Here is a 23921-nt window from a genome sequence, read left to right as displayed (position 1 = left end):
CAATCTTTCTAATTGAGCATTCAAATTATTAATTTCCAAAGGAGTAAGTTCATGCTCAAGTGCATACTCCACTATTTCTTTTATTTTATGTTATGAAGCTTCTGATTCATTTCATCTAACATACGAATCTGTATTTCACTCCACTGAATCTGTTCTTCAAGAAATTGTTTTATATCTTGGTCGTCTTTATTCATTGGGTTTTCTCTTTTCGATGGTTATTGAAATTCTTGGTAACGTATATTAATATTTTTATTACTCACCCCTTCCTCTATGGGCACAGCCAACTGCTCGTCTCTAAAACGATGATATCCCATAATAACCACCTTGTGCTTCTATAATGTAATACTAGATTACTTTGTATACATAATTCAAAAGTTACTTTTTCCAATGAAGCGTATAAAATCTTATAAATATAAAAAGAACCCTAGCATAACTAGAGTCCTTTCAAGTAAATTAAAATTAACGAAGAAGTTGTAATACTCCTTGTGGAGCTTGGTTAGCTTGCGCAAGCATAGCTTGAGCTGCTTGTGAAAGAATAGAGTTTTTAGTTTGCTCCATAATTTCTTTCGCCATGTCTACGTCACGAATACGTGATTCTGCAGCAGTTAGGTTTTCAGATGCCGTTCCTAGATTATTAATAGTATGCTCTAGTCTGTTTTGTTTTGCTCCCATCTGAGCACGCTCATCTGAAACAAGCTTGATAGCATCGTCAATTGTTTTAATAGCCGCAGTTGAAGTCGCGCTATCTGTTCCTAAATCAATTGCATCTATACCAAGAGCAGCTGATTGCATATCTGCAAAAGTTACCTCTAAAGTTTGAGTAGTATTAGCGCCAATTTGGAATGTAAAGGCTCCTGTAGCACCACCCGTTTGGTCTAATAGATTTTGACTATTAAATTGTGTAGTTGTTGCAATTCTATCAACTTCTTCAATTAAATCATCAATTTCTAATTGAATTTCTGCTCTATCATCAGCAGTGTTTGTATCATTTGATGATTGAACGGCTAATTCACGCATACGTTGTAAGATAGAATGAGTTTCATTCAATGCACCTTCTGCAGTTTGGATCATAGAAATCGCATCCTGTGAGTTACGTGAAGCTTGGTCTAGACCTTTTACTTGCGCTCTCATCTTTTCAGAAATTGCCAACCCAGCAGCGTCATCTCCAGCACGGTTAATACGCATACCTGAAGCCAATTTCTCCATTGATTTACCTTGTGCTCCGTTAGCAGCACCTAGTTGACGGTGCGTGTTAAGCGCCGCGATATTGTGATTGATAATCATTATAAATTTCCTCCTTGAATGTACTATCCACGTCCTTGTGAATAGTTGTTTATTTTTTGAGCGAAGGAGTCAAGGTCGGCCGCCCTTTCTCTTTCGCTTACAATAGTTATATCGTCCCTTTAATGGAAAGTTTAATAGTTTTTGTTAAAATCTTTATTGTTTTTTTGCTTTTGACAGGATTGTGAATAAATCTGTGACTCCTTCTGATGCTGCGGTGTTTTCGTTTTGGATATCTAGCCATACTTCTTTGCGATGGATCTCGACATTTTTAGGTGCGTTGATGCCGATTTTTACTTGGTCACCTTTAATGGATGTGATTTTGATTTCGATGTCGTTGCCTATTTGGATAGATTCGCCTTTTTTTCTAGTTAATACGAGCATCTTGTCACCCCTTTGCCGGCTGCCCGAAGAGCGGGTGCTTTGTTTTGTATTTTTCATCGTTGATGATTACTTGTTTTGCAAGATTATTTTTGACATTGACAATGATCGGTGCTTGTAAATTAGCTGTGCTCGCTTCAAATGGGTCATGTACAGATAAGATCACAAATGCGCTAACATCTTCAGCACTATCAATTTGTAGTAATTCTACTGTTGTATCATCCAATGCAAAATCATATTTTTCGTAAAAACTATATGGGTCTGCAATGACAAAAGCAAGATCAGTTGTTTCCACCGACTGCAACACGCTAACAACGGTTTGGTCAGGTAAAGGCAGTAAGGTAAACTTTTTCTCGTCAGGAAATCCTGGAATCCCTTTTTCAAAAGATAGGATTGTATCTTCGGTAATGTCGACTTCGCCATGGTATTTCGTTTGAATATTCATAAGTTCACGCTCCGTTTTATTTTACGAAATCAATTTTCAAGCTATTATGTTGTTTTAAGGAGAAATTAACTTTTCCTGGATGATAAGAAATGATTGGCTTTTGGGTACGTGCTTGGATCACTGGCTTGTTTTCTTGAAAACGAATATCGGTTTTTCCGGGCTGATAATGTGTTTTCACTGAAAAGTTAGAAGGGATGTAAGTAATATACGTTTCTGAAGGAGCTGGGTTTGCCTTTCGTGCCGCTTGCTCAGCGGCGACATTTCTTCCTTTTAAAGATTGGAGCATTTCATCCCCTTCTCTTGATACCCTTGCGATCCCTTGTAAAACTGCTTGTCTTGCTTTTTGTGAATTTTCCCGCGCACTTCGGAATACACTTTTTAATCCCATCTCTTCCCATGCTTGCGTTTGATCAATCGTTAGTTTTCCTTCTGTTGTTCTTATCGACATTGTCGCTTGATTTTGTTTGATTTGCAAATCTGCTTTTGGTTGTTGTATCGATTGATACGCTGGCTGAGACTGGATTGCCAATTGTGCTGATTGCGACTGCATTCTTATCTGTGGCATTTGCATCTATATTAACCCCCAATAAAAAAGTGCCAAGCACCTCCTACGTTGCGAAAAATCGCTATGTAGATAGCGCGTTGGGAGGAGCCTGGCACTTTATGCGGCTATTTATTATCTTAAAAAGTCCATAAGTGTTGGCTGAATTATTCTAGCTGCGACAGCCATTGCGGCTTGATGCACCGCTTCTTGTGCTTTAAATTCCATTACTACTTTTTCGAATTCCACGTCTTCATTATCAGACATGATTCGTTTGGCGATCACTTCTTGATTATCAATTCGCTCTTCCATGAACTCCAAGCGGTTTGTCCGCGCTCCGATTTCAGCTCTAGCACCTAATAGTTTATTCGTACTAGCATCTATATCATCAAGAAAATTAGTAAGTCCTGTTGTTTCCCCATCATTAAGTGCTGTTTCCAATTTATCGAATAGGCTAAAGATACTATCTTCACCTTCTCCAAACACGGCTGATCCTTGCATATTAACAGGCACGAAAATATCTTTTGCCAATTCAAAGTTTACGTCGTCAGAATTAAAATTGGGTGCCGCATCATTTAAGTCTTTAAATGGGGCATTTAATGTGTTTGTGCCATTAAAAATATATTTATTACCAACTTTAGAGTTAGCAAGAGTTTTCATATGTTCTTTTAATTGAGTTACCTCTTCGGCAATTGATTTCAGTTGTCCCTCGTCATAAGTTTCATTACTAGCCTGTGTGGTAAGCTCACGTACACGTTCCATGATTTTCGTCGCTTCCCCGATCGCTGAATCTGTCGTTTCGATCCAGTTATGGGCTTCTGAGAAGTTTCGTTTAAACTGTTCCACTTCTATTACATTCGTTCTGTAAAACATCCCTTTCATCGCAGTGACTGGGTCATCGGATGGTCGTGAGATTTTTTTCTGAGTTTGTGCTTGTTCAAATAATTTATCTAGTCTTGAATAACTTTGATTAATATTATTCATTACATTTCTTGCGATCATTCCATCAGTTATACGCATGTAACCCCTCCTTATCTACCAGCTTGTCCCATCCCGTTAATAATTTTATCCAGCATTTCATCAACAACTGTAATCATTCTAGCTGAAGCGGAATATGCATGTTGATATTGGATCAAGTTTGAGAATTCTTCATCCAAGGATACTTCACTTACGGATCTACGGTTATTGTCCACGGAATTAAGCAATACGCCAGTATTGTAATATAGACGGTTGGCTTGTTGACCTTCGACAGCCATTTTTCCGATAATTCCCTCATAAAATGATTGCAATGTACCTGATTCAATATCCAATCCAGAAAGTTCTTGACCTGAAGGAAGTGTTATTACTCCTTCTTTAATGACCAAGTCTTTTATCTTTCCAAAATTTAAGGCATTGTCTCCATTTCCTTGATGTGTTGGCTTTAAAGAAGCTGCAATGTCAGATGGGTTAGTTAATGAAACACCGATTTTCCCTGCTGCACCTTTATAAGAATCACCATCACCAATATTAAAAAAGGCTTTTCCTTTATCCCCATTTAAATCAAAACCTTCTTGATGAACCGCATTAAAAACTTTTGCAAATGTAAATGCATATTTATCAAGATCATCAATCATTTCAGGATATAAACCTGTTGGTGGTGGGCCATCTTCTCCATAAGCAGAAATAAATGCTGCTAGTTTTCCCTTACCTTCCGCATGATCACCAAAAGTAATAGAATCTGTTGAGCCTTTGACACTTAATTGCTTACCATTTATCTCTAATTCATTCGCTGCTCTATCATCGACAAGCGTTATTCGTTCATCGCCAAGGACGATTTCAACTTTCCGTCCTCCTTCAGCAATGGCAAGGGAATTCCCTCCGTAAGGAACAGTTGTAATTTCAATCGGTACAAGATTCGATAATTCATCAAGCAACCGATCTCTCTCATCATACAAATCATTCGGTAAATAACCATGAGGTTCTACATCACTTATTTGCTTATTAATGGAAGCAAGTTGTTTGGCAAGTGAATTGATTTCTGTTACTGAAGCATCCAGTTCTTTTTTGATATCCCCACGAATCGTCGTTAAAGAAGAATGCAAGTATTGGAATGTTTCAGAAAGCGCGACTCCACGTTGAAGCACAACCCTTCTTGCTCCCTCGTTATCTGCGTCTTTACTTAAATCTTGAAGCGACTGCCAAAATTGCGCCATAGCCTTTGATAAGCCTGTATCACTTGGTTCATTCATAATATCTTCCATTTTACTTATCGAACTTGCGAGGGTATTATAATAACCAAATTTATTATTTTCCGCGCGATATTGTTCATCGATGAATGATTCACGAATTCTTTGAATACTGCCGTCTGTCACCCCTGTTCCAAGTTGCCCTGGAATTTGCGGACGGTTCATTGATGCAGCTGGATATGGTTCGGTCTGTACGAAGTTTACACGTTGGCGTGTATATCCCGGCGTATTTTTATTAGCAATATTATGGCCTGTCACATAGATTGCGCTTTGTTGAGCGTACATGCCGCGTTTTGCTGTTTCGAGTCCCATGAATGTGGATCGCATTGCTTATCCCCCTATGCTTTTGAATCGAATATCGATCTACCAGCTTCCGGTTGATCGTTTCCTTCATTTCTTGTTTTCGAGTAGTTTGGCAGTTCTTGTTCCGGCGCAAGTATATCTAGATTCATATTTACGAATTGCATAGAATAAGTAAGCAGTTGCTGATTTAATGCATTCTTATCTTTCAACTCATCAATAATTGCAACTAGCTTCTCTTGTAAAATGATCAGCTTTTCTTGCTCCGTTCCACTGAGACCCTCGATAATCTCCGAAATTGTCGCCTCTTTATTATTCGTTAAATCAATTGTTGCTTTTAGGCGATTTTGATCTGCAACTTGAATTGCAGCTACATGTTTTTGTTCTTCACGTAAAAGTCTAGTCAGACTTTGCATATCATTATTTTTAATTGCCTCTGTTTTTTCGTTTGCTGTCTCTAATAAAAGTTTATGTATAGAGATCAGCTTTTCCATTGCTTCTACGAGTAATTGGGTCGCCATCTGCTGACCTCCCTCTTTTGTAATATCGACAAGCATCGTCATTTTTCAAGTATAGATATTAATTAAAAGCCCTTCAATTTCGCCAATAAGACTGAGAATGTTCAGTCCTTTTTGCTCTTTGTCTAAAACAGTATTCGCCAAGTCTATTAACTTCTTATCCACTTCTTTGACGATCTTATACACTTTCGTTCGTCCACGCCAATCGAATCCACGTTGTTCTTCCAGCTGAAGGCCATTACGGACCGCATCATCCATGAATGATTTAACGAGTTGCTTATATTTTCTAAAGTCTTCGATCGTTTGTGACTTAGCAAGTTTCTCACCTTGCTGTTCAATCTCCTGACGAAGCTTATCCATCCGCTCGAACACAACATTTTCACGTTTTTTCGACATCACTTCAGAAAAATGAACAGAATGTGCTGCTTGCTGTTCTTTCTTTTGGACACTATGCACTCCAGTACTTTCCACCCTGCGCACATCCATCGTGATCACTCCTTTTTTTGTAAAAAAACTGACACCCGCTGCTAAAGAAGGTGCCAGAGACGGTCAAATTAATTATTGAAGTAACTGCAAGATTCCTTGCGGTAACTGATTTGCTTGTGCCAGCATTGCTTGTCCAGCTTGGTTTAAAATATTGTTTCTCGTAAAGGTCGTCATTTCTAACGCCATATCAAGATCTCTAATCCGGGATTCAGCAGCTGTTAAGTTTTCATTGGCTGTTTGTAAATTCGTCACCGTGTGTTCTAGACGGTTTTGGTAGGCACCGAGTTTGGAGCGTTGTTCAGATACTTTCTGAATTGCAGCTTCAAATATTGAAATCGCCTTACCCGCATCTTCTGCAGTAGATACGCTTGTATTCTGAGTTGCCGTTGCAATGTTCAAGCTTACCGCATCCATTTTTTCAATCTCAACAATTAACACTTCATCTTTATTAGCGCCAACTTGGAACTGGATCTTTAATTCTCCTGTTGCACCTACCGCACCATCTAGTAATTTTTTCTGATTAAATTGAGTTGTGTCCGCAATCCGATCGATTTCTGCTGTTAGTTGATCGATTTCTGCTTGTACTGCTTTGCGATCATCGTCTTCCATCGTCCCATTCGCCGCTTGCACACTTAACTCTCTCATTCTTTGTAAAATCGTATGTGTTTCATTCAACGCACCTTCTGCTGTTTGAATGAGGGAGACTGCGTCCAATGAATTACGTTCTGCCATGCCTAATCCGCGAATTTGTGAGCGCATTTTTTCGGAAATAGCTAGTCCTGCTGCATCATCTGCTGCACGGTTAATACGAAGGCCTGATGATAGTTTTTCTAAACTTTTCGATGTACTTTGCATTGTTTGCGATAAGTTTCTATATGCGTTTAAAGCTTGTATATTATGGTTGATTCTCATGGTTTATGTTCCCCTCTCTACTCGCGGTCTAAGACCATTACGTTTTGCTCGTAAGCATTTGTTCTTTGCTGGTGCAGGCGTTGACTTTGTGTTTCGCCTGTGTTCATTGCTTCATTCCAAGCACTTGCCAATTGTTCACATATATTTAATACTTCTTCAAGGATCGCTTTATCTTTTTTCAAGTTTCCAATAATCACTTGGTTTGCCATATAGTTATAAAGTGTGTCTAGCTGGTCTGCGACAATGCCTGCTTCGTAATTAATTCCAGCACCGAGACGCTCTAATATATCATTCACTTTTTGTAATTTCACGTTCGCTTCTAGTGGTTGGTTTTGCTCAATATCTTGAATGGCATCTTGTAAATGATTAATACATACTTCATATAAAAGTGCCGTAATTTTTTGTGGTGTCATTTGATAGATTAATTCTTTTGTTAAGAAGTCCACTGGCTTTCGCCTCCGTTCACTATAAATATCGGCGTCATATTCGTTTTATGAAGAGGTACATTCGAATTCCTTCTCATTTTCTATCTTCATTCTCGTTTAGGTCAAGTTCAATCTCGTATAAAGTTGTTTCATTCTCGTTCAGAACGAATTCATTCTCGTATAGAGCCATTTGATTCTCATTTAAGATGAATTCTTTCTCGTATAGGCTAGATTTTATCCTCTATCTATGTTCCATCTCTTCTAATAAGATTAAAACTTCCGCGATGACTGAGTAAAGTTGTGGTGGGACGTTATTACCAAGGTCGATATCGAGTAATTGGCCGACAAGACTGGCATCTTCTTGCATTTGGACATCGTGTGCTTTTGCTAGTTCCATAATTTTCACTGCAAGTGCACCTGTTCCTTGGGCGACAACTTGTGGTGCTCCACCTTCTGTCTCATCATAGCGAAGTACCGCTGCTGAAGGGCCATTTTTCATGCGGCGTTTTTTCTGATTATAATAATTAGGGATCATACGCTAAAATCATACCCTCTTTCTGAAATAGATGGTTGTTTCACTGGTTCTGCTTTTTTCTCTTGTTCTACTGCTTCTGTCAAAGTTGTAAATTGCAATGCACCAATTTTATAACCAATTTCTTCTAGGCGACCTTTTGCTTTTTCTGCAAGTGGCAGCATTCTTTCTTTGAAACCATGCTGATCGTTCTTTAGTGTTAAGGACAATGTTCGATCAACTGCAGTAAGCATAATGCCGACATCACCCATTTTTTTCGTTTCCAATAAAAAGTAGAGACTGCAATTCTCCCAATCAATTTTTTGCCCACTATTATTTGACTTGAGGAATACTTTTACATTTTCTACTTGATCTTGCAATACGATTGGTAATGAAAATAGCATCGTTTGGAGGCCTGTTGAGTCTGATTTACTCATTAATTGTTGGCCTGTCATATTTTGCAATGCTTGTTCTGCTTTTTGACTCGTTTGATTGTTTCCTTCTGTTTGCGCAAGCTTCAACAATAAATTTTTCAATGTTGTATCTGCATCTGCTTTCGCGCTCTCTCCAGCAACAAGTCGATGTGCAATATCTGAATCATAGGACAGACCGAGACTTCGCATATATTCAAGTGCATGCCTTGCTGTTGGTTCCTGCCTCAGCGCTTGGAGTGGCTCTTCTACAACATGTGCCAGCTGTCTGCCAAGTGATGGCTGTTCAAGTTGCAGCATTTCTTTTGATACATAATGCTTCATGCGTACATCTGATGGCTGAAACATGAGCTTTTCTACGGTTGTTTTCACTTGATGGACAATTTCACTTGCCTTAGCGAATTCGCCTTTAGCAAGCAATTTTCTTGCATCATGAAGTTGGGAGCTTGCTTGCAATAGTTTCTTTTCTGTCCCCATATCCGTATAGAGCATAAAATCACTTTTTAAAATAGCATTGTCGAGCTGTTTGATCGCTGTTTCTAATGGCGGTCTCGCTTGAAGTGGCGCTTGCTTCATTAAACTTTCCGTCGTTTGTAAAGCATTTCTAATATCTCTCTGCACCGCTTTAAAATCTAATGCTGCCTGTGATAGCTTTTTCGAAATAGTTGTCACAATTAAATCCCGTGATTCTACTGGAACAGCTGCTAGTATTTCGCTATTAAAACGATATGTTGTTTCCGCTTCCTGTGTTTGTGCCTGCTGAGGTTGTTGCGTTTCCAACTGAGTCAATGCAGTGGCAAGTTCTTGTCGTGCTGCAAGCTCTCTTCCCGCAGATTGGAATTGTTCCGCTTTTCCAATCGCTGCTTGTAATATCTCTTTTTGAGCTCCCGTCCATTCATCCTGCCCTATACTATCTTTGAGAAATTGAATCACATTGGTCAGATTTGGCACGGTTTTAATTTGCTTAGCAGCTTGTTGGATGATTGATTCAGACATATCTGTTGTCGCAAGACTTGATGTTGGCACGCGCACTTCGACTGTTGCTTGCAGTACGTTTGAAACTATTTTCGCCAATTGGGGATTGTTTTTTAATTCAACTGCAAGTTTACTTAAAAGCTCTCTTGCCACGTTTTGCGGACTTTCCCCTTGTTGTAATGCTTTTGCTAGTTGCTGAATGATTGCTGATTTTGCCGGATCTTTCACGAGCTGTTCAAGCTTTGCTAATACTTCCGCCACTTTTCCTTGGATTGAATCTTGTTGCCGGATCTGGTTTTTATAGTCTTGATTCAATTCCGAAGCAATATCTTCCAAAACATGCCCGAATGGTTTGCCATGCAATGATTCATGAGCAGCCTTTATTTGTGAAGGTGTAAATTCAAGCTTTTTTCCAGCCATTTGCGCAATCGTTTCTAATTTTTGCTCTGGTGTTCCCGGTCCTTTTTCCATATATGTTTTTATATTATTTATCGTTTCTTTTGTTATTGGAATATGATTATCTTGGAGAAGTTGAACTGCTTGTCTCACACCATCTGAAAGTACTGCCTGTTGTGGCTTTACGTTTTGTGGTTGATTGGCATTCACTTGGTTCGTTGTTGCTTTTACAACTGGAATCTCCTGCTTCATATCTGTCACTTGCAACAGTACTTTACCTGTGTTCGGAAGAGCACCGTCTACTTTTACCTTCATTTCTTGTCCTTTTATTTGGACAAGCGCCTCATTATTTGGAAGCTTTTCTTTTACAGTTGCATGATATGTTCCGCCTTCTTTAAGCTGGCTAGAACTTTCATTTATTATTAAAGATTGAAGCTTTGATTCGTTTTGAATCAACATTAAATTCACGCCCCCATAAAGAGAGGGAACTAGCCCATCAGCCAAATTGGCTAAGCATACAAAGATGCTGGGGCAAGTTCCCTCAATCATCAGATTCGTTACACAAAATATCAGCCATCTTTAAATAGAACCTATGCATTTCATGGTTCTACGCAATCGCTGACATTTCACATTTGTAGCCGCTCATCCATGAGCACTAGTCGAATCCGTTCGAATGTCGCTATATTAAATTTTCTAACTCTGTACATTTGTTTATAGTCGGTAAAACTTTGCGATGCTTTCTGCTACTTCTTTCGGGTTCACTTCGTACGTCCCATTTTTCACTTGCTCTTTTAATTCAGCAATTCGCGCTTCCCGTTCTTTGGCAATGGACGGAATTTGCTGCATTTCTTTAGCTCTAGCGGAAATTTCCACTTTATCCGTTTTGCCTGTTGCAGATTGTTGCTCCACTTTATTTACTTTCTGTTTATATGGATTGTGTTCCACAGGTCGAAAGGGATTGATTTTCATGGTCTTTCCTCCTTTGATTCCGTCTCTCATCTGTTTCTATATTATTAGTATCGGTTCACTCTTTAAATTGTTTAGGATGAATTCATAGGCCAATTCTCTCATTTTAACTAACCTTATATGTCATTTCTTTAGGTCTTGAGAATGATACACAGCTGTATGAAGTTGGTCTTGTCTATTTTTCTCATTTTCAAATGCGCTCAGTTCTTGTTTGATCGATGTAGCACAGTTTTCACATATTTTTCCTTTTGTAATCAAAGTACCACAACGATCACATGGGAAGCCTAAATTAGGAAATTGCGCCACTTGCAAGCGTCCTTTTTTAACCCATTTCTGCAACAGATATTCTTCTACATCTGTTGCTTTTGCTACTGTTTCCATCGTCGCGGCTCTATTTTCCCTTTTCCTTAAAAATCGATACACCCTATCATAATCTGCCTCTTCTTTTTTATAACATGCATCACAGCAATCACGAATGGTATTTTTCACATAAATGTTACCACAGTTTGGACAATTATCTAAATCCATTATTACTTCCCCCTGATTTTTGCTTCTATTTATTGTATCGGCTATTCCGCTTGATGTTTAACCTCTTGCTAAAGTAAAAGCTGATATGGACTTAGCACCAGCCTGTTTTAACACCTTCGCTGCATGGCGAATCGTTGAACCCGTTGTATAAATATCATCTATGAGCAAAATATGTTTCTCTGTTAAATCCTCTTTTGTAGATACAGCAAAGACATCTGTTGATTGCATACGAGCTTGCCTCGTCTTTTTTGATTGCTTCTCCGCATGTTTACGGATCAGTAAATCCTCTATTGCGAATCCGGCTTTTTCGGCGAGCCCTATCGTTTGATTAAATCCTCTTTCTTGCAGACGTTCTTCACTTAATGGAATTGGTACGAGTATATCATAGGTGAGTTGGTTGATGCATGCGCTTATTTCCTTAGAAAATGCAGCCGCAAGTTCATAATCCCCACGGTATTTATAACGAGCAAGCATTTCTTTTAAGTACTCATTATACTCAAATACGGAGAGATTTTGCTGAAGGATATCTTTCCAATTTGGATTCACTTCCCAGCGAACGCAATCCGTACATACTGAATCTGTAATAAATTCTGCTTTCAGCTTTTCTAAAGATCGAGAGCATTTGCCACAACGCTTTCCCTTTATTAATGTTAACTTTTCAAAACAATGATGACATAAAACGGCTTCTTCAGACTTAAAGATGAGCTTTCTCCAAGTTACTTCGGTAACGATCTGCATATCACAATAAATACAATGATTGTTCATCATGACAAAAGCCCTTTTTTCTGTGCTTCTTGGTTCATCTCATCGATATGTGTGAGCGCCTTAATCATCGCTTGCGTTCTTCCATAATGGAAAAAAGTAATCTTTCCAGATGGATAGGAAGCACTTCTTCCTACCCGACCAGAAATCTGCACTAAAGCCGACTCAGTAAACGTATCATCTTCTGCACCGATGACAGCGACATCGATATTAGGAAAAGTCACACCACGTTCGAGGATGGTTGTTGTCAACAGAATAGGGATTTTTTTGGCACGCATGCTTTCGACTTTTTCTTTACGCTCGGGATCTTCTGCATGAACAGATTCAATTGCTTGATGGAGACGTCTAAATAAAGGTAATGCTTTTTCCATTAATTCAATATGGGGAAAAAATACGAGTGCTTGTTTTTTAGCAGTGATACGTTGTCGAACCCATTGAATGATCTTATGAGGAATTATCTCTTTTTCAAGTTGCTTACGCCAATTTCCACACCAAGTGAAGGCAGGAACTGGTAGCGGTTTTCGGTGGTAGCGTGCGGGGATTTTAATATGTGGTCGCTTGCCAACTTTACATTCGATCTGCCAAGTTGCACTAGGTGTGGCCGTTAAGTAAATATTTGCTGAGCGAAGCATGGCCGCTTTTTTCACTGCCCATTGTAGACTTTCATCAAATGTATATGGAAAAGCATCCACTTCATCCACGACGATGGCATCAAAAGCCGCTTCAAACCTTAGGAGTTGATGTGTTGTAGAAATGGTAAGAGGAGCATAAAGGTTTCGATCATCACTTCCACCGTATAGAGCTGCAATGTCGATGGTTGGAAACACCTTTTTAAACCTTGGTGCAAGCTCTAATACAACATCTGTCCTTGGTGTAGCAATACACACACGATGTCCGAGCTGTAACGCTTTTTCAATGCCGGCAAAAAGCACTTCAGTTTTTCCAGCGCCACAAACTGCCCAAATTAAAATCTCTGAACTTGATTCGATTGCTTGTAAGACAGCTTCGGAAGCTAATTTCTGTCCAGGTGATAGTTCTCCTTGCCATTGAAGGGATACGGTAACATTGTTTTCAGGGATTGGACCATTCCAACTATATAATGGTGTACATGTAGAAACCCTCCCCATCATGATGCATTTACGGCAATAGGAACATTCCTTTCCACAATTGGCACAAGGAAATCGCCCAAATAAACGCATAACTGTATTAGCACACCTCTCACATCTTAAGGTTCTATGCTGAATTCGAATGCCAGGCTTCAACTTAATAAGACCTTGAGAAAGATATTCGTTCATTATTTTTTGAGAAAAGGGAAGTTCTTGCTGGAGTAGGGAACGACCTGAAAGAAATAGCTGAATATCGCGGGGGATGAGAGTTGTCGAGGGTAAATCGGGGTTTGTATTAGTTTTCAAATTATCACCTCATTAATTTATTTGTAAAAGAGAACTGGCCCTTCTATGTGCCAGTCCCAAAATTTATAAACGAATCGTCCATCCTAAGCCCATTGCACCTTCACCGAGGTGGGTGCCGATCACTGGACCGAAGTAGCTAATATTAAAATCTACTGTTGGATACAATTGCTCTAATTCTGCCTTCCATTCCGCTGCATCTTGTACACGATTTGCGTGAATAATCGTTGCTTGTAAGCGATGGCCCTTTTCTACGTCCTCACCAAGCAAATCAGCAACTCGTTTCATCGCCTTTTTACGTGTGCGAATCTTTTCAAATGGAACGATCACTTTATTTTCAAAATGGAGTAGAGGTTTAATATTTAGCAAGCTGCCAATGATCGCCTGTGCACTTGATAGACGTCCTCCCCGCTGTAAATGGGTTAAATCATCGACCATAAAATAAGCGCGCATGGATGCTTTTAACTCATCAAGACGGGCAATGATTTCTTCTGGTGTTTTTCCTGCCTTCGCCATTACTGCCGCTTCTAAAACATAGAATCCTTGGGGCATGCAGCTAATTTCAGAGTCATAAGCAAACACTTTAGCATTTTCCGTCATATCCCCTGCAGCAACAGCTCCTTGAAACGTTCCACTAATACCGCTTGAAAGATGGATACTAATGATCGCGTCATACTCTTTCGCTAACTTGCTGTATAATGCTTCGAATTCACCAATTGGCGGTTGCGTTGTCGTAGGAAGCTTCGTACCGTTTCTTACTTCTTCATAAAAGTCCGCCGCTGAAATATCGACTTCTTCTCGATATGTTTCAGAGTTAATAACGACGCATAACGGGATCATATGTATATGTAAATCTTCTCTAATATGTTTTGGTATATATGAAGTGCTATCAGTCACAACTGCAATCTTCATTCGTAATCATCCTTAGTTCATTATTTAATATTGTTCGACCTTACCATTCTATCTAATATACAAAGGTTTGAAAAGGGGTGACTAATGTTAGCACCATGCGAAGTTTGTCGAATATATGCATTATTTGCTAGGTGCTTTGGAGGAGCGTGATATAGATCCTTTCTACACATATCAACAAGGTCAATCACATGATAGTCCACTTTGTACTAGTAAACTGGGTTTTACTAGTGAATGAACGCTACACTTGAACTTCATCATAACCTATTTAGGACGAATGACAAAATACATCACAATTTAGCATATCAAATAAAAAACACTTTTTCCGAAATTACTGGCCATGACAGATTATTTACTGGCCGTCACTTGATGTTTACTAGCGGTCGAGCGCGAAGTACTAGCTGTCGAGGGACAATTATTGGCCGTGAAGGAACATTTACTGGCGTAGTCACTTATTATAACAATTGTAGCTTTTTACTAGCTGATATTAAATAGAACTTCATGCGAAAACGAACAGACACAAAAATAACTAGCAGCAAAAACACTTTAGCTGCTAGTTATGTATATTAAACGCTATGTCTATACTGCATCTCAGTTTGTGATTCTGGATTTCTAATAGATAGTTTTACAGTGTCTCCATGAGAATATCGTCCAGATGTAATATTATCATGGGCGGTAATCCGTTCTTCTCCGACTTGAATCGTATAATGGATTTCCTTTCCTTGATATTGAACGGTAGTGATTTTGCCAGACATACCTTGCCCATGAGAAGATAAACGCCATTGTTCCGGGCGAATTGGACAAATATTTTTCTTTTTCAATTGAGGTGATATGTCCAAATTGCTCCATTTTTCCGCCGGTGAGTGATCGGGAATAAAATATTGATTCATCCACTTTCCTTTTATTAAATTGTTTTTCCCAACGAACGTTGCCACGAATTCTGTTTCCGGTCTCAAATAGATCGTTTCCGGACTTCCGATTTGCTCAATTCTTCCATTATTCATGACAACAATTCTGTCTGCCATCCCAAGTGCCTCGCTTTGGTCATGGGTAACATACATTATGGTTGCCTTTGTTTCTCGATGAATATGTTGAATCTCCTTGCGCATGTCCATGCGAAGCTCTGCATCGAGTGCACTGAGTGGCTCATCCATTAATAATAAACTTGGTTCAGGCGCTAGCGCGCGGGCTAGCGCCACCCGTTGTTTTTGACCACCAGATAGCTCTTCTGGATAGCGTTTTGCGAACTTTTCCAAACCTACCAAATGTAAAATATCAGTGATTCTTTTATCATGATTTTTACTTAATCCTTTATTTACATATCTGTGATGTTTTAAAGGAAAGCGGACATGTTCTTGCACATTCATATGCGGCCAAAGTGCGAAGGATTGAAAAACCATGCCGATATTCCGTTTTTCAGGTGGAGTAACTTTTTTGTCTGTCGCGATGAGTTGTTCATTCATTATCATTCGTCCCGATGTCGGTGACATAAATCCAGCGAGTAATTTTAACAAGGTCGTTTTGCCACATCCTGAAGGACCAAGGATAGCGATGAATTCACCGTTATTAATAGAAAGATCGATCGACTGCAGCGCTTGATAATTTCCATATGTTTTAGAAATGCCATCTAAAGTAATCATCGTTTTTTCAGCACACTCCTTGCCCATGTTTTCTCTAATTGAATAAATAAAATACCGCCAATGAAGATTGCCATCACGATCATACTCGACAACGCTGAAGAATAAGTCGTATAACCAGATTGCTCAAAATTAAAGATCACGACACCAATGGTTTCTTGTCCACTTGACCATAATAAACTTGATACGGTTAATTCGGTTAAAGCCGTTAAAAAAACTAATAAAGCACCACTTATCAATCCTGGAAACAAGAGGGGAAAAAGGATTTTTCGCCATTTGGCTATTCCACTTGCTCCTGATGTTCGTGCAGCCTCTTCAATAGAAGGATCAATTTGTGAAAAAGCAGTAAAGCTAGAACGAACTTGCAATATTAAAAAGCGTGTTAAATAGGCAATAACAAGAATCCAAATACTCCCATATATACCTGGATTCCATCCTGGAATAGGCTGCATCCAAGTTAATATCATACTTAATGCAAAAATAGTACCTGGTAATGCATAAGGCACTGTCACGATACCTTCCATTAACTTCGTTATATTGCTTTGACTCTTGTGACGAATATAGGCAATTGCTGTCCCGACAAATAAACAAACAATTGCTGTAATTAACGCAAGCTTTATACTAGTGTTGATCGCTGAAAAAGTCCGCTGATCGGAAAAAAGTACATACTGGTAGTTCTTAAGAGATAGATTTTCCCAACGAAACGATAACCCGTATGCCTTTATGAACGAGGATGCCGCCATTGAAATAAATGGAATGATACTAGTGAAAAGCAGAAAGCACCAAATAAAGGTTTCGCATATCCTCCTTTTTGCTGTAGATAATAGTATACGCGCCTCCATATCTGTAGTAGCTGTTTCTGTGATTTTTCCTTTTCGCATCATTAACCATTGCGCTATCATGCCAGCTGCTGCGATGATCGCTAATACGATGGATAAAACAGCTGCACGTGAAAATGCGGAGGGTCCAAAACTTACAATTTGCTCATAAATATACGTGCTAAGGACTCGAATATTTGCTGGTATTCCCAAAAATGCAGGAATACCGAAATTATCAAGATTCGATAAAAAGGCTAAGAAACCACCAGCAGTAATACCTGGTATTGCAAGTGGGATAACTAGTTTGAATAATATATGCCATCTACTCGCTCCGCTAACTTTCGCTGCTTGCTCTAGTTCACGCGGTATTTTTCTAAATACATTTACAGTGAGTAAATAAACAAGTGGATAATGGGATATACCAAGTACGAAAATAATACCACCAATGCTATACAAATTAGGAGCAGTGAAATGACTGGATAGGAGCTGCAATCCAGCATGGACAAATCCATTTTTACTAAATAATTGCACCCAAGCTAGCGTCGTTATATAAGATGGGATAATGAATGGAAAAAAAATGAATAGCTGAATCCACTTTTTGTTTTTAATATTTACGTATGCCATTGCCCAAGCAAAAGCAACACCAAGAAATAAAGATAATATGGTTGAACCGGTAACAATAATGAGCGTATTTTTAACAGTTAGCCAAGTAGTTTTGTCGTAAAGAACATGGGCATAATGGGCAAGTGTGAAAGTGTCTTCTTGCCTGAAGCTAATGAAGACTAATCGAAATACAGGTGTAAGGAATAAAAGTATGAGCAATAGGAAACCAAACAAGGATATAATGCGTTTATTTAGGAAGGAAGAAGATAAGGGACGACGAACCTCCGTTATCTCCTCCACAGATATTTGTTTAGGAATCATTCATCATTCTCCTACATGCTTAATGTTGTCCGAAAATCTCTCCAAATTTTGTTTTGTCTTCTTCTTTTTCAGCCAATAAGTCTTTCATATCTGCTTCTAAAACAGTCATTTCAGTGATAGTTTTCAATCCCTCTGGAGCAGGAATGCCATCCCTTGCAGGCGTATATCCTAGTTCCGCCGCTACTTTTTGTCCGTCTTCAGATAGTACGAAGTCAATAAACGCTTTCGCTGCAGCCTCGTTTTGTGTATTTTTCATAATGCCGATTGGTTCGGTCACAACTGGTACCCCGCTGCTTGGATAAATCAGCTCTACTGGTGAGCCTTCTTTTTTTGCTTTAGCTACGATAAAGTCCACTACCACGCCGTATGACTTTTCTCCTGAAGCAACTTCTTTTAGCACGGCTCCATTGCCTTTGGTAATCGTCATGCCGTTATCCTTTAAGCTTTCATAAAAGTCCCAACCAAGAGCACTGTCTCTTGTAAAAATCCCTAAATTGTACGCGGCTGCACCTGAATAAAAGGGGCTTGCCATCAAGCTTTTATCTTTTGCTTCTATTTCTAATAGATCTTCCCAATCTTTTGGTGCGGAGGTTACATTATTTGTGTTAATGACAAGCGCTGTGGCCATTACTTTTGTACCGCTATATGTACCTTCCGGATCGACCAGTGTTTCAGGAATATTTTCCGCTTCAGGAGATTGGTAACTTAATAATAAATTGTCCTTTTTCAAGCTCTCAAACGTAATCGCATCTGCTACAAGTAATACATCAGCTTGAATATCTCCAGCTTCTTTTTCAGCCATAAGTTTTGAAACGACTTCTTCTGTCCCTGAACGATAGGTAGATACTTTTACATCTGGATATAGCTTATTAAACTCGCTTACTAGCTTTTGTGCATCTTCATCAGGCTGTGAAGTATAAAACTGTAATTCTCCTGAAATATCTGGTTGACCTGCTGCTTTTGTTTTATTACTTGGCTCTGTGTTGCTTTCTCCGCATGCTGCTAAAAGCAATACGATGATACATGTCATTGAAAATAGAAAGTGTTTTCTCATGTTATACCCCTTCCTTTATACGAGTTTTTATGTTTAATGGGTGATCACGAAACCAGCGACTGATTCTATCTGACTTTCTTTTATTTTCAAATTGATATTCTATCGGTGATATCGTCACATAAGCGTCTTTCACATATTTAAAATCACTTTGATCATCGAAATTATATAATTGCTCCCATTCATCTTTTAGCCAAAAATAAACATGTCCATGCGGGTCATTTAAACCAACATATTGATATCGAGAAATACTCATATCTAAAGGAAGGATGACAATACCTTTGCATGTATCCTTCGATACATTTGGGAGATTAATATTCAAGATCACGCCTTTTGGAATACTATTTTGCAATATAGTTTCAACCACTTCATATAAAATTTGTTTTGTTCTATAATAATTTACGTCCTTTTCGTTGAACGCATGAAGTGAAACAGACACGGATGGGATTTGGTACAACGAAGCCTCAACTGCTCCAGCCATCGTCCCTGAATAAAATATATCTCGACCGACATTAGGCCCTAGATTAATACCTGAAAACACGATATCAGGCGGCTCGGGCATGAGGACTTCCATTGCCACTTTCACACAATCTGAAGGTGTACCGTTTATACACCATGCTGCTTTCGCTTTAGGAAAGATATCCACCGGCTTTGCTTTCAGGGGATTTCTTAGCGTAATCGAATGTCCAATTGCACTTCGCTCTTGGTCGGGACAACATACATACACATCAGCAAAATGTTGTAGTGTTTCTGTTAATGCTTCCACGCCTGGTGCAAAAATTCCATCATCATTCGTAATTAATATGTTCAAAAAAACACCTCTCTTTTTTTCGAAGCAATGGTTTCGAAAAATTGCATGTTTCTTCGTAGCCAGGCTAATCCAACGCTAGGATCAAACCCTTCGATTACAATTGGAACATCTTGCATTTGTAAAAATCTCAACAGTGTATTAGTTGGTAAAATACCGTCACCAAGTGGAATGTGAAGTTGATGTTTGCTCACATCACTAATATGGATTTTATTCACATATAATGTTTGTAACCATTGTTCGTACACATCCTCTGTAAGCGAAATATGGGCGACATCAAAGGTCGTTTGTAGATCGGGTTGAAATACTCCAGTTACTCGATTAATAATATTAGGTGAAACAATAAATTCTTTAGGAATTGGTTCCATTAGCTCTAAAGACAGCGTCTTCCCTTTACCCTTGGCGAAGGAGACAATATCATGCAATCCTTCAAATAATAATTCCATATGCATGGATTGGCTCAAGGAAACAAGCGTCTTTTTCCCAGGATGAAGTGTAATATTATCAGCCCCTATTTGTTCAGCTAATAATATTGACTTTTTGATTTCACCGATCGATTGTTCTCTAACTCCTTGATTAAGGGCGCAAATATTTAAGTCCCAACTTGAAGCATGCATCGTTAATTTTTGTCCAGACTCTTCACGAATTTGATTCACCTGTTTAGGATCCGAATCGTAAAACCAAAAATGATCCGCCCACACTTCAACACCACCTATTTGAAACCGGCTTGCAATTTGCAGAACATCCTCTATCTTATAGGCCCAACATAATGTTGAGGCGATTCTTAGCTGATCCATCGCGTTTCCTCCCATCAAGTGTTTAATAAAGAACAAGGTGTTTCTCCTGCTCATAGATTAATCATAGAGGAGCTATATTAAGATAAAGCCAATTTCCATTGTGGAGATTGTAAAGTTTCTCCAATATAGAAAAGATTTAAGCGTGTTGCTCGATCGTGCTTTCAGGAAAATAATGGCCGACAATTGTTAATATCTTGTTAATAATTCACATAATCTTTATATTCAGTTATACGGATAAAAAATAAGAGGCGAAAAGCATATACTTTTCGACCTCTTATTTTAATTATTGGTATATGTCAATAAGAATGTGAATCACAAACAAATGGAACAATTAATTACTAGGAGAAAAAGAGAATCAAGTTAATTAATGCGTAAGGTGGCGACTCCGAGGGGATCAGCGTGTCAGGTGAGATCCCGCAGGAAGCTCACCGCACACCGCCCCCCCGGAAAGCGCCTCACTGAATCGGAAATCAACGGTAATTCACTCTCCCGTGGTGTAAAGATTAATTTCGCTATAATTATCTCGGTATAGAAACCATATCGAGTATGCTATAATATGTAGAAAGAGCTACTCTATTAAGACTAGGTTATTTATGGACCTTCGATACATTTTAGAATGAATACGGAACAATTAGGGGGTCACCTGAAAATGAATTTAGAAGCGTTGATTAATAAATATTATGATCAATTAAACAGTAACGACTTACATGTAATCAGTTACATTAGTCAAAATATCGAATTATGTAAAGATAAAACCGTCACAGAAATAGCAAAGTATTGTAATGTCTCCCCTTCTACTATTATTAGAACGACAAAAAAACTGAGCTTTGATGGCTACAGTGAATTTCGTTACTTTTTAAAAGAAGAGGCCGATCGAATAAAAGAAACAAAAGTGCCTAATAATCAATACTTCAATAGTTCAGTTATACTAAAAGATGTGAAAGAAACGATTAAACTGTTTGAACAAGATAAAAGCTTAGAAAAAATTTATCAATTATTTTTAGAGTCAAATCGCATTTTTGCTTACGGAACCGGTTATGGGCAAAATTTAATGCTTAAGGAATTTTCAAGATGCTTATTAAATCATAATATTTATTTAAATATTATACCTAGCAAAACCGAACTTGAATTAATCTCTCAAACCATTACTCCAAATGATTTATTATTGGTTGCCTCTTTATCCGGAAATATGAAATCCATTGATTCGATGATAAAAAATATTGCAGTAAGGCAAGTACCAATGGTTTCAGTAACTGTTTTTTCAAGAAATGAATTAGCTTATTTAGCAAATTATAACCTTTATTATCAGGTCTCAAATCTAAATAAAGTTAGCCAATTAAACAATTCTTCTTTTGTTACATTAAATCTAGTATTAAGTCTATTGTATGAAGGATTTATCAACTATGTGAGAGAAGATTGAATAACATCGGCGGAGGTTATCATCCTATTGATAACTCTCCGTTTTTTATTATATTTTTACTTAATTTAAAGTTATTGTTAAAACGACCGAGTCTTCCGTTGTAGCACCATAGTGATGCTCTATGTTCGCCACTTCGTCCATATTCGTGATGATAAGAGGTGTAATCACAGATTTAGCCTTTTCCTTGATGAGATTTATATCAAATGAGATTAACTTCTGGCCAGCAGTAACCTTGTCGCCAGCGTTTACAAAACTCTCAAAACCCTCGCCAGATAAGTTTACCGTGTCTATTCCTATATGCAGCAATATTTCCAAACCATTATTTGATTTGATTCCCACAGCATGCAAAGTTGGAAATACCTGAACAATCTCCCCGTCCATTGGTGCATATAAAATACCTTCCGATGGTTCAAAAGCTATTCCATCTCCCATCATTTTTGAAGCAAATACTTCATCAGGTACATCAGAAAGAGGACGTCCTGTTCCAATAATTGGAGCTTTTATTTCCAGTTTATTATTCTTTTTTAAAAAGTTAAACATCAATTTCCCTCCCGTATAATGTTTTTCTATCAAAATAGCCAAATGGATTTTCTTCCTTTGAAAGACCTACCATTTCCTAAGTTTGAACAATAACTATTAAATGATTGGTCAATGGACAGGAATATGAGAACTTAATATATTCCCGCCATGGATGGTTCAACATCTATTCTTTACATAGATCCATTACTAAATGTAACATCACATCTATTCCTTTTTTTATATCTTCATAATCTGTCCATTCATCCGGATGATGTGAAATGCCATTTTTACTTGGTACATATATAAAATTAGTAGGAGCGAAATCAGTCATAATCATTGCATCATGTCCGGTTCCGTTATTGATAATCGTATACTTATAACCTAAGTCCTTACAAATATCCTCCATTTTATCAACATTTTCTTTTACCATCACACTAGGAGGAGTTGGATTGCTATAGCCGATTCGAGCCATTTCTATTAATTCTATTTCCACATTCGTCTCTTCTTGAATAGACTTTATTTCTGCCATTAGTAAATCGCGTAAATTAACATCTTTGAGCGTTTCTACATCAAAGGTTCTTATTTCCACTTTAGCTTGAACATATTCCGGAACAAATTGGTGGGAATTAGGTGATATTTCCATTTCTCCTACCATTCCTGCAATTCCAGGTCCTAATGATTTGACAAGTTGATTAACTGCTAAAACAAATTTTGACGCAGCTATCATTGCATCTTGTCTAGTATCCATTGGTGCGGTAGAATCTGCTAATTTGCCATGAAACTTAATCTTATATCTGCCTATTCCAGGGAGATACTCAACTAAACCGATATCAATATTATTATTATCTAGAATCGGTGCTTGCTCTATATGAAGCTCGATGAAGTTTTTAATCGAACCTTTTTCCCTTTTAGCAGCTTCTAAATCAGGAATCAGACCGTATTCTTTCATCGCTTCTCTTTTCGTTAATCCATGTCTATTTCTAACTGTATCTAATTCTTTCTCTGTTAAAGTTCCGACCATTGCCCTAGAATTGGAGACCCCAGTACCTGGTCCAAATGTTTCTCCTTCTTCCGCGTTCATTGCTATGATTTCTATCGGATATTCATTTTTAATGTTATTTTCATGTAAAACACGCATAATTTCCAAGGCTGCGACAGTGCCGGCAACCCCATCAAAAGCTCCACCATTTACGACGGAATCATAATGTGAACCAATCATAATTACAGGTGCGTCAGGATTTTTTCCTTCTCTACGTCCAAATAAAGTGGAGAATCCATCTTCCCATACTTTTAAACCAATTTTCTCCATCTCAGTTTTCAAATATTCTTTTGCTACTTTATCTTCGTGAGAATATGATGACCTTGTAACTCCATTGCCTGGAGTTGCAGTAAAGGTAGCTAATGTCTCAATATCTTTAATTATTCTATCCAGATTAACCTTCATATTTTTCATTCCTTTCAAACACATAGTAGATATCTGGAATAATCGTAGCACTAGAAAAATAGAGGAACAACACATGTCATGTATTAAGATTTTTTAATCTTA

The 23921-nt window shown here is 38.2% G+C and carries 26 protein-coding genes; 2 read left to right on the top strand and 24 right to left on the bottom strand.

From position 1 onward, the window contains the following. Positions 1-459 precede the first annotated feature (459 nt). From BLE01S_RS10985 to BLE01S_RS10905, 17 genes are all read right to left on the bottom strand, one after another. Positions 460-1284 carry a flagellin N-terminal helical domain-containing protein gene (locus BLE01S_RS10985; RefSeq protein WP_066141560.1) on the bottom strand — a complete coding sequence of 275 codons (825 nt, stop codon included), beginning with the start codon at positions 1282-1284 and terminating at the stop codon, positions 460-462. A 153-nt stretch (positions 1285-1437) separates the two neighbouring features. Beyond that, positions 1438-1665 (bottom strand): carbon storage regulator CsrA, encoded by a 228-nt coding sequence (gene csrA / locus BLE01S_RS10980; protein WP_066141558.1) that lies wholly within the window; start codon positions 1663-1665, stop codon positions 1438-1440. Positions 1666-1669: 4 nt separating this feature from the next. Next, complete coding sequence (gene fliW, locus BLE01S_RS10975; RefSeq protein WP_066141553.1) at positions 1670-2107, bottom strand: flagellar assembly protein FliW; 438 nt, start codon at positions 2105-2107, stop codon at positions 1670-1672. 16 nt (positions 2108-2123) lie between these two features. Beyond that, entirely contained in the window at positions 2124-2678 is a 555-nt protein-coding gene (locus tag BLE01S_RS10970; RefSeq protein ID WP_066141550.1) for a DUF6470 family protein, read from the bottom strand. A gap of 105 nt (positions 2679-2783) precedes the next feature. Next, a complete protein-coding gene (gene flgL, locus BLE01S_RS10965; protein WP_066141545.1) occupies positions 2784-3668 on the bottom strand; it encodes a flagellar hook-associated protein FlgL in 885 nt (294 codons plus the stop codon). 11 nt (positions 3669-3679) lie between these two features. Continuing rightward, positions 3680-5200: a flagellar hook-associated protein FlgK gene (gene flgK, locus BLE01S_RS10960; RefSeq protein WP_066141543.1), complete on the bottom strand. Its 1521-nt coding sequence runs from the start codon at positions 5198-5200 to the stop codon at positions 3680-3682. A gap of 11 nt (positions 5201-5211) precedes the next feature. Further along, positions 5212-5694, bottom strand: coding sequence for a flagellar protein FlgN (locus BLE01S_RS10955; RefSeq protein WP_066141538.1), 483 nt, complete (start codon positions 5692-5694; stop codon positions 5212-5214). A gap of 45 nt (positions 5695-5739) precedes the next feature. Continuing rightward, positions 5740-6177 carry a YaaR family protein gene (locus tag BLE01S_RS10950; RefSeq protein WP_066141533.1) on the bottom strand — a complete coding sequence of 146 codons (438 nt, stop codon included), beginning with the start codon at positions 6175-6177 and terminating at the stop codon, positions 5740-5742. Between the two features lie 72 nt (positions 6178-6249). Beyond that, positions 6250-7089 (bottom strand): flagellin N-terminal helical domain-containing protein, encoded by an 840-nt coding sequence (locus BLE01S_RS10945; RefSeq protein ID WP_066141531.1) that lies wholly within the window; start codon positions 7087-7089, stop codon positions 6250-6252. Positions 7090-7106: 17 nt separating this feature from the next. Continuing rightward, positions 7107-7535, bottom strand: coding sequence for a flagellar export chaperone FliS (gene fliS, locus BLE01S_RS10940; protein ID WP_066141528.1), 429 nt, complete (start codon positions 7533-7535; stop codon positions 7107-7109). A 220-nt stretch (positions 7536-7755) separates the two neighbouring features. Then, positions 7756-8049: an EscU/YscU/HrcU family type III secretion system export apparatus switch protein gene (locus BLE01S_RS10935; RefSeq protein WP_066141526.1), complete on the bottom strand. Its 294-nt coding sequence runs from the start codon at positions 8047-8049 to the stop codon at positions 7756-7758. Beyond that, positions 8046-10286, bottom strand: a complete 2241-nt coding sequence (locus tag BLE01S_RS10930; RefSeq protein WP_066141523.1) for a hypothetical protein — start codon at positions 10284-10286, stop codon at positions 8046-8048. Before BLE01S_RS10930 ends, BLE01S_RS10935 begins: the two co-directional genes overlap by 4 nt. Positions 10287-10538: 252 nt before the next feature. Next, positions 10539-10796 (bottom strand): flagellar biosynthesis anti-sigma factor FlgM, encoded by a 258-nt coding sequence (flgM, locus tag BLE01S_RS10925; protein ID WP_066141520.1) that lies wholly within the window; start codon positions 10794-10796, stop codon positions 10539-10541. 120 nt (positions 10797-10916) lie between these two features. Further along, positions 10917-11324, bottom strand: a complete 408-nt coding sequence (locus tag BLE01S_RS10920) for a TIGR03826 family flagellar region protein (RefSeq protein WP_066141517.1) — start codon at positions 11322-11324, stop codon at positions 10917-10919. Positions 11325-11378: 54 nt separating this feature from the next. Further along, complete coding sequence (locus BLE01S_RS10915) at positions 11379-12089, bottom strand: ComF family protein (RefSeq protein ID WP_082788697.1); 711 nt, start codon at positions 12087-12089, stop codon at positions 11379-11381. Further along, positions 12086-13495, bottom strand: a complete 1410-nt coding sequence (locus tag BLE01S_RS10910) for an ATP-dependent helicase ComFA (RefSeq protein ID WP_066141514.1) — start codon at positions 13493-13495, stop codon at positions 12086-12088. The genes BLE01S_RS10915 and BLE01S_RS10910 overlap by 4 nt, the downstream gene beginning before the upstream one ends. A gap of 63 nt (positions 13496-13558) precedes the next feature. After that, entirely contained in the window at positions 13559-14404 is an 846-nt protein-coding gene (locus tag BLE01S_RS10905; RefSeq protein ID WP_066141511.1) for a DegV family protein, read from the bottom strand. A gap of 231 nt (positions 14405-14635) precedes the next feature. On the opposite strand from BLE01S_RS10905, the gene BLE01S_RS20820 reads away from it, so the two are divergent. Then, a complete protein-coding gene (locus BLE01S_RS20820) occupies positions 14636-14896 on the top strand; it encodes a hypothetical protein (RefSeq protein WP_145981936.1) in 261 nt (86 codons plus the stop codon). Between the two features lie 71 nt (positions 14897-14967). Here the strand turns inward: BLE01S_RS20820 and BLE01S_RS10900 are convergent, their stop codons facing one another. The 5 genes from BLE01S_RS10900 to BLE01S_RS10880 are packed head-to-tail and all read right to left on the bottom strand — an operon-like array spanning position 14968 to position 20436. Then, positions 14968-16041, bottom strand: a complete 1074-nt coding sequence (locus BLE01S_RS10900; RefSeq protein ID WP_066141508.1) for an ABC transporter ATP-binding protein — start codon at positions 16039-16041, stop codon at positions 14968-14970. Next, positions 16038-17780 carry an ABC transporter permease gene (locus BLE01S_RS10895; protein WP_066141505.1) on the bottom strand — a complete coding sequence of 581 codons (1743 nt, stop codon included), beginning with the start codon at positions 17778-17780 and terminating at the stop codon, positions 16038-16040. Before BLE01S_RS10895 ends, BLE01S_RS10900 begins: the two co-directional genes overlap by 4 nt. 19 nt (positions 17781-17799) lie before the next feature. Continuing rightward, a complete protein-coding gene (locus BLE01S_RS10890) occupies positions 17800-18834 on the bottom strand; it encodes an ABC transporter substrate-binding protein (protein ID WP_066141502.1) in 1035 nt (344 codons plus the stop codon). Between the two features lies 1 nt (position 18835). After that, positions 18836-19642: a 5'/3'-nucleotidase SurE gene (gene surE, locus BLE01S_RS10885; protein WP_066141499.1), complete on the bottom strand. Its 807-nt coding sequence runs from the start codon at positions 19640-19642 to the stop codon at positions 18836-18838. Then, positions 19639-20436, bottom strand: a complete 798-nt coding sequence (locus tag BLE01S_RS10880) for a sugar phosphate isomerase/epimerase family protein (protein WP_066141496.1) — start codon at positions 20434-20436, stop codon at positions 19639-19641. The genes surE and BLE01S_RS10880 overlap by 4 nt, the downstream gene beginning before the upstream one ends. A gap of 649 nt (positions 20437-21085) precedes the next feature. Between BLE01S_RS10880 and BLE01S_RS10875 the strand changes: the two genes are divergently transcribed. Continuing rightward, positions 21086-21856: a MurR/RpiR family transcriptional regulator gene (locus BLE01S_RS10875; protein WP_066141493.1), complete on the top strand. Its 771-nt coding sequence runs from the start codon at positions 21086-21088 to the stop codon at positions 21854-21856. A 60-nt stretch (positions 21857-21916) separates the two neighbouring features. Here the strand turns inward: BLE01S_RS10875 and BLE01S_RS10870 are convergent, their stop codons facing one another. Then, entirely contained in the window at positions 21917-22396 is a 480-nt protein-coding gene (locus BLE01S_RS10870; protein ID WP_066141489.1) for a PTS sugar transporter subunit IIA, read from the bottom strand. 163 nt (positions 22397-22559) lie between these two features. Then, positions 22560-23819 carry a Zn-dependent hydrolase gene (locus BLE01S_RS10865; RefSeq protein WP_066141486.1) on the bottom strand — a complete coding sequence of 420 codons (1260 nt, stop codon included), beginning with the start codon at positions 23817-23819 and terminating at the stop codon, positions 22560-22562. Positions 23820-23921 lie beyond the last annotated feature (102 nt).

It is taken from the genome of Lederbergia lenta NBRC 16444 (assembly GCF_001591545.1).
Taxonomy (GTDB): Bacteria; Bacillota; Bacilli; order Bacillales; family Bacillaceae_C; genus Lederbergia; species Lederbergia lenta.
The sequence above is the reverse complement of the archived record's forward strand: the minus strand, read 5'-3'. Positions and strand labels throughout refer to the sequence as shown.

Excerpts from the sequence above, each read along its gene's own strand:
- flgL (WP_066141545.1), bottom strand. The coding sequence starts at position 3,668 with ATGCGTATAACTGATGGAATGATCGCAAGAAATGTAATGAATAATATT.
- BLE01S_RS10865 (WP_066141486.1), bottom strand. The coding sequence starts at position 23,819 with ATGAAGGTTAATCTGGATAGAATAATTAAAGATATTGAGACATTAGCT.
- BLE01S_RS10950 (WP_066141533.1), bottom strand. The coding sequence starts at position 6,177 with ATGGATGTGCGCAGGGTGGAAAGTACTGGAGTGCATAGTGTCCAAAAG.
- BLE01S_RS10930 (WP_066141523.1), bottom strand. The coding sequence starts at position 10,286 with ATGTTGATTCAAAACGAATCAAAGCTTCAATCTTTAATAATAAATGAA.
- csrA (WP_066141558.1), bottom strand. The coding sequence starts at position 1,665 with ATGCTCGTATTAACTAGAAAAAAAGGCGAATCTATCCAAATAGGCAAC.
- BLE01S_RS10890 (WP_066141502.1), bottom strand. The coding sequence starts at position 18,834 with ATGAGAAAACACTTTCTATTTTCAATGACATGTATCATCGTATTGCTT.
- BLE01S_RS10905 (WP_066141511.1), bottom strand. The coding sequence starts at position 14,404 with ATGAAGATTGCAGTTGTGACTGATAGCACTTCATATATACCAAAACAT.
- BLE01S_RS10970 (WP_066141550.1), bottom strand. The coding sequence starts at position 2,678 with ATGCAAATGCCACAGATAAGAATGCAGTCGCAATCAGCACAATTGGCA.
- BLE01S_RS10945 (WP_066141531.1), bottom strand. The coding sequence starts at position 7,089 with ATGAGAATCAACCATAATATACAAGCTTTAAACGCATATAGAAACTTA.
- flgK (WP_066141543.1), bottom strand. The coding sequence starts at position 5,200 with ATGCGATCCACATTCATGGGACTCGAAACAGCAAAACGCGGCATGTAC.
- BLE01S_RS10915 (WP_082788697.1), bottom strand. The coding sequence starts at position 12,089 with ATGATGAACAATCATTGTATTTATTGTGATATGCAGATCGTTACCGAA.
- BLE01S_RS20820 (WP_145981936.1), top strand. The coding sequence starts at position 14,636 with ATGAACGCTACACTTGAACTTCATCATAACCTATTTAGGACGAATGAC.
- flgM (WP_066141520.1), bottom strand. The coding sequence starts at position 10,796 with ATGAAAATCAATCCCTTTCGACCTGTGGAACACAATCCATATAAACAG.
- BLE01S_RS10955 (WP_066141538.1), bottom strand. The coding sequence starts at position 5,694 with ATGGCGACCCAATTACTCGTAGAAGCAATGGAAAAGCTGATCTCTATA.
- BLE01S_RS10870 (WP_066141489.1), bottom strand. The coding sequence starts at position 22,396 with ATGTTTAACTTTTTAAAAAAGAATAATAAACTGGAAATAAAAGCTCCA.
- BLE01S_RS10875 (WP_066141493.1), top strand. The coding sequence starts at position 21,086 with ATGAATTTAGAAGCGTTGATTAATAAATATTATGATCAATTAAACAGT.
- BLE01S_RS10935 (WP_066141526.1), bottom strand. The coding sequence starts at position 8,049 with ATGATCCCTAATTATTATAATCAGAAAAAACGCCGCATGAAAAATGGC.
- BLE01S_RS10895 (WP_066141505.1), bottom strand. The coding sequence starts at position 17,780 with ATGATTCCTAAACAAATATCTGTGGAGGAGATAACGGAGGTTCGTCGT.
- BLE01S_RS10900 (WP_066141508.1), bottom strand. The coding sequence starts at position 16,041 with ATGATTACTTTAGATGGCATTTCTAAAACATATGGAAATTATCAAGCG.
- BLE01S_RS10985 (WP_066141560.1), bottom strand. The coding sequence starts at position 1,284 with ATGATTATCAATCACAATATCGCGGCGCTTAACACGCACCGTCAACTA.
- BLE01S_RS10880 (WP_066141496.1), bottom strand. The coding sequence starts at position 20,436 with ATGGATCAGCTAAGAATCGCCTCAACATTATGTTGGGCCTATAAGATA.
- fliW (WP_066141553.1), bottom strand. The coding sequence starts at position 2,107 with ATGAATATTCAAACGAAATACCATGGCGAAGTCGACATTACCGAAGAT.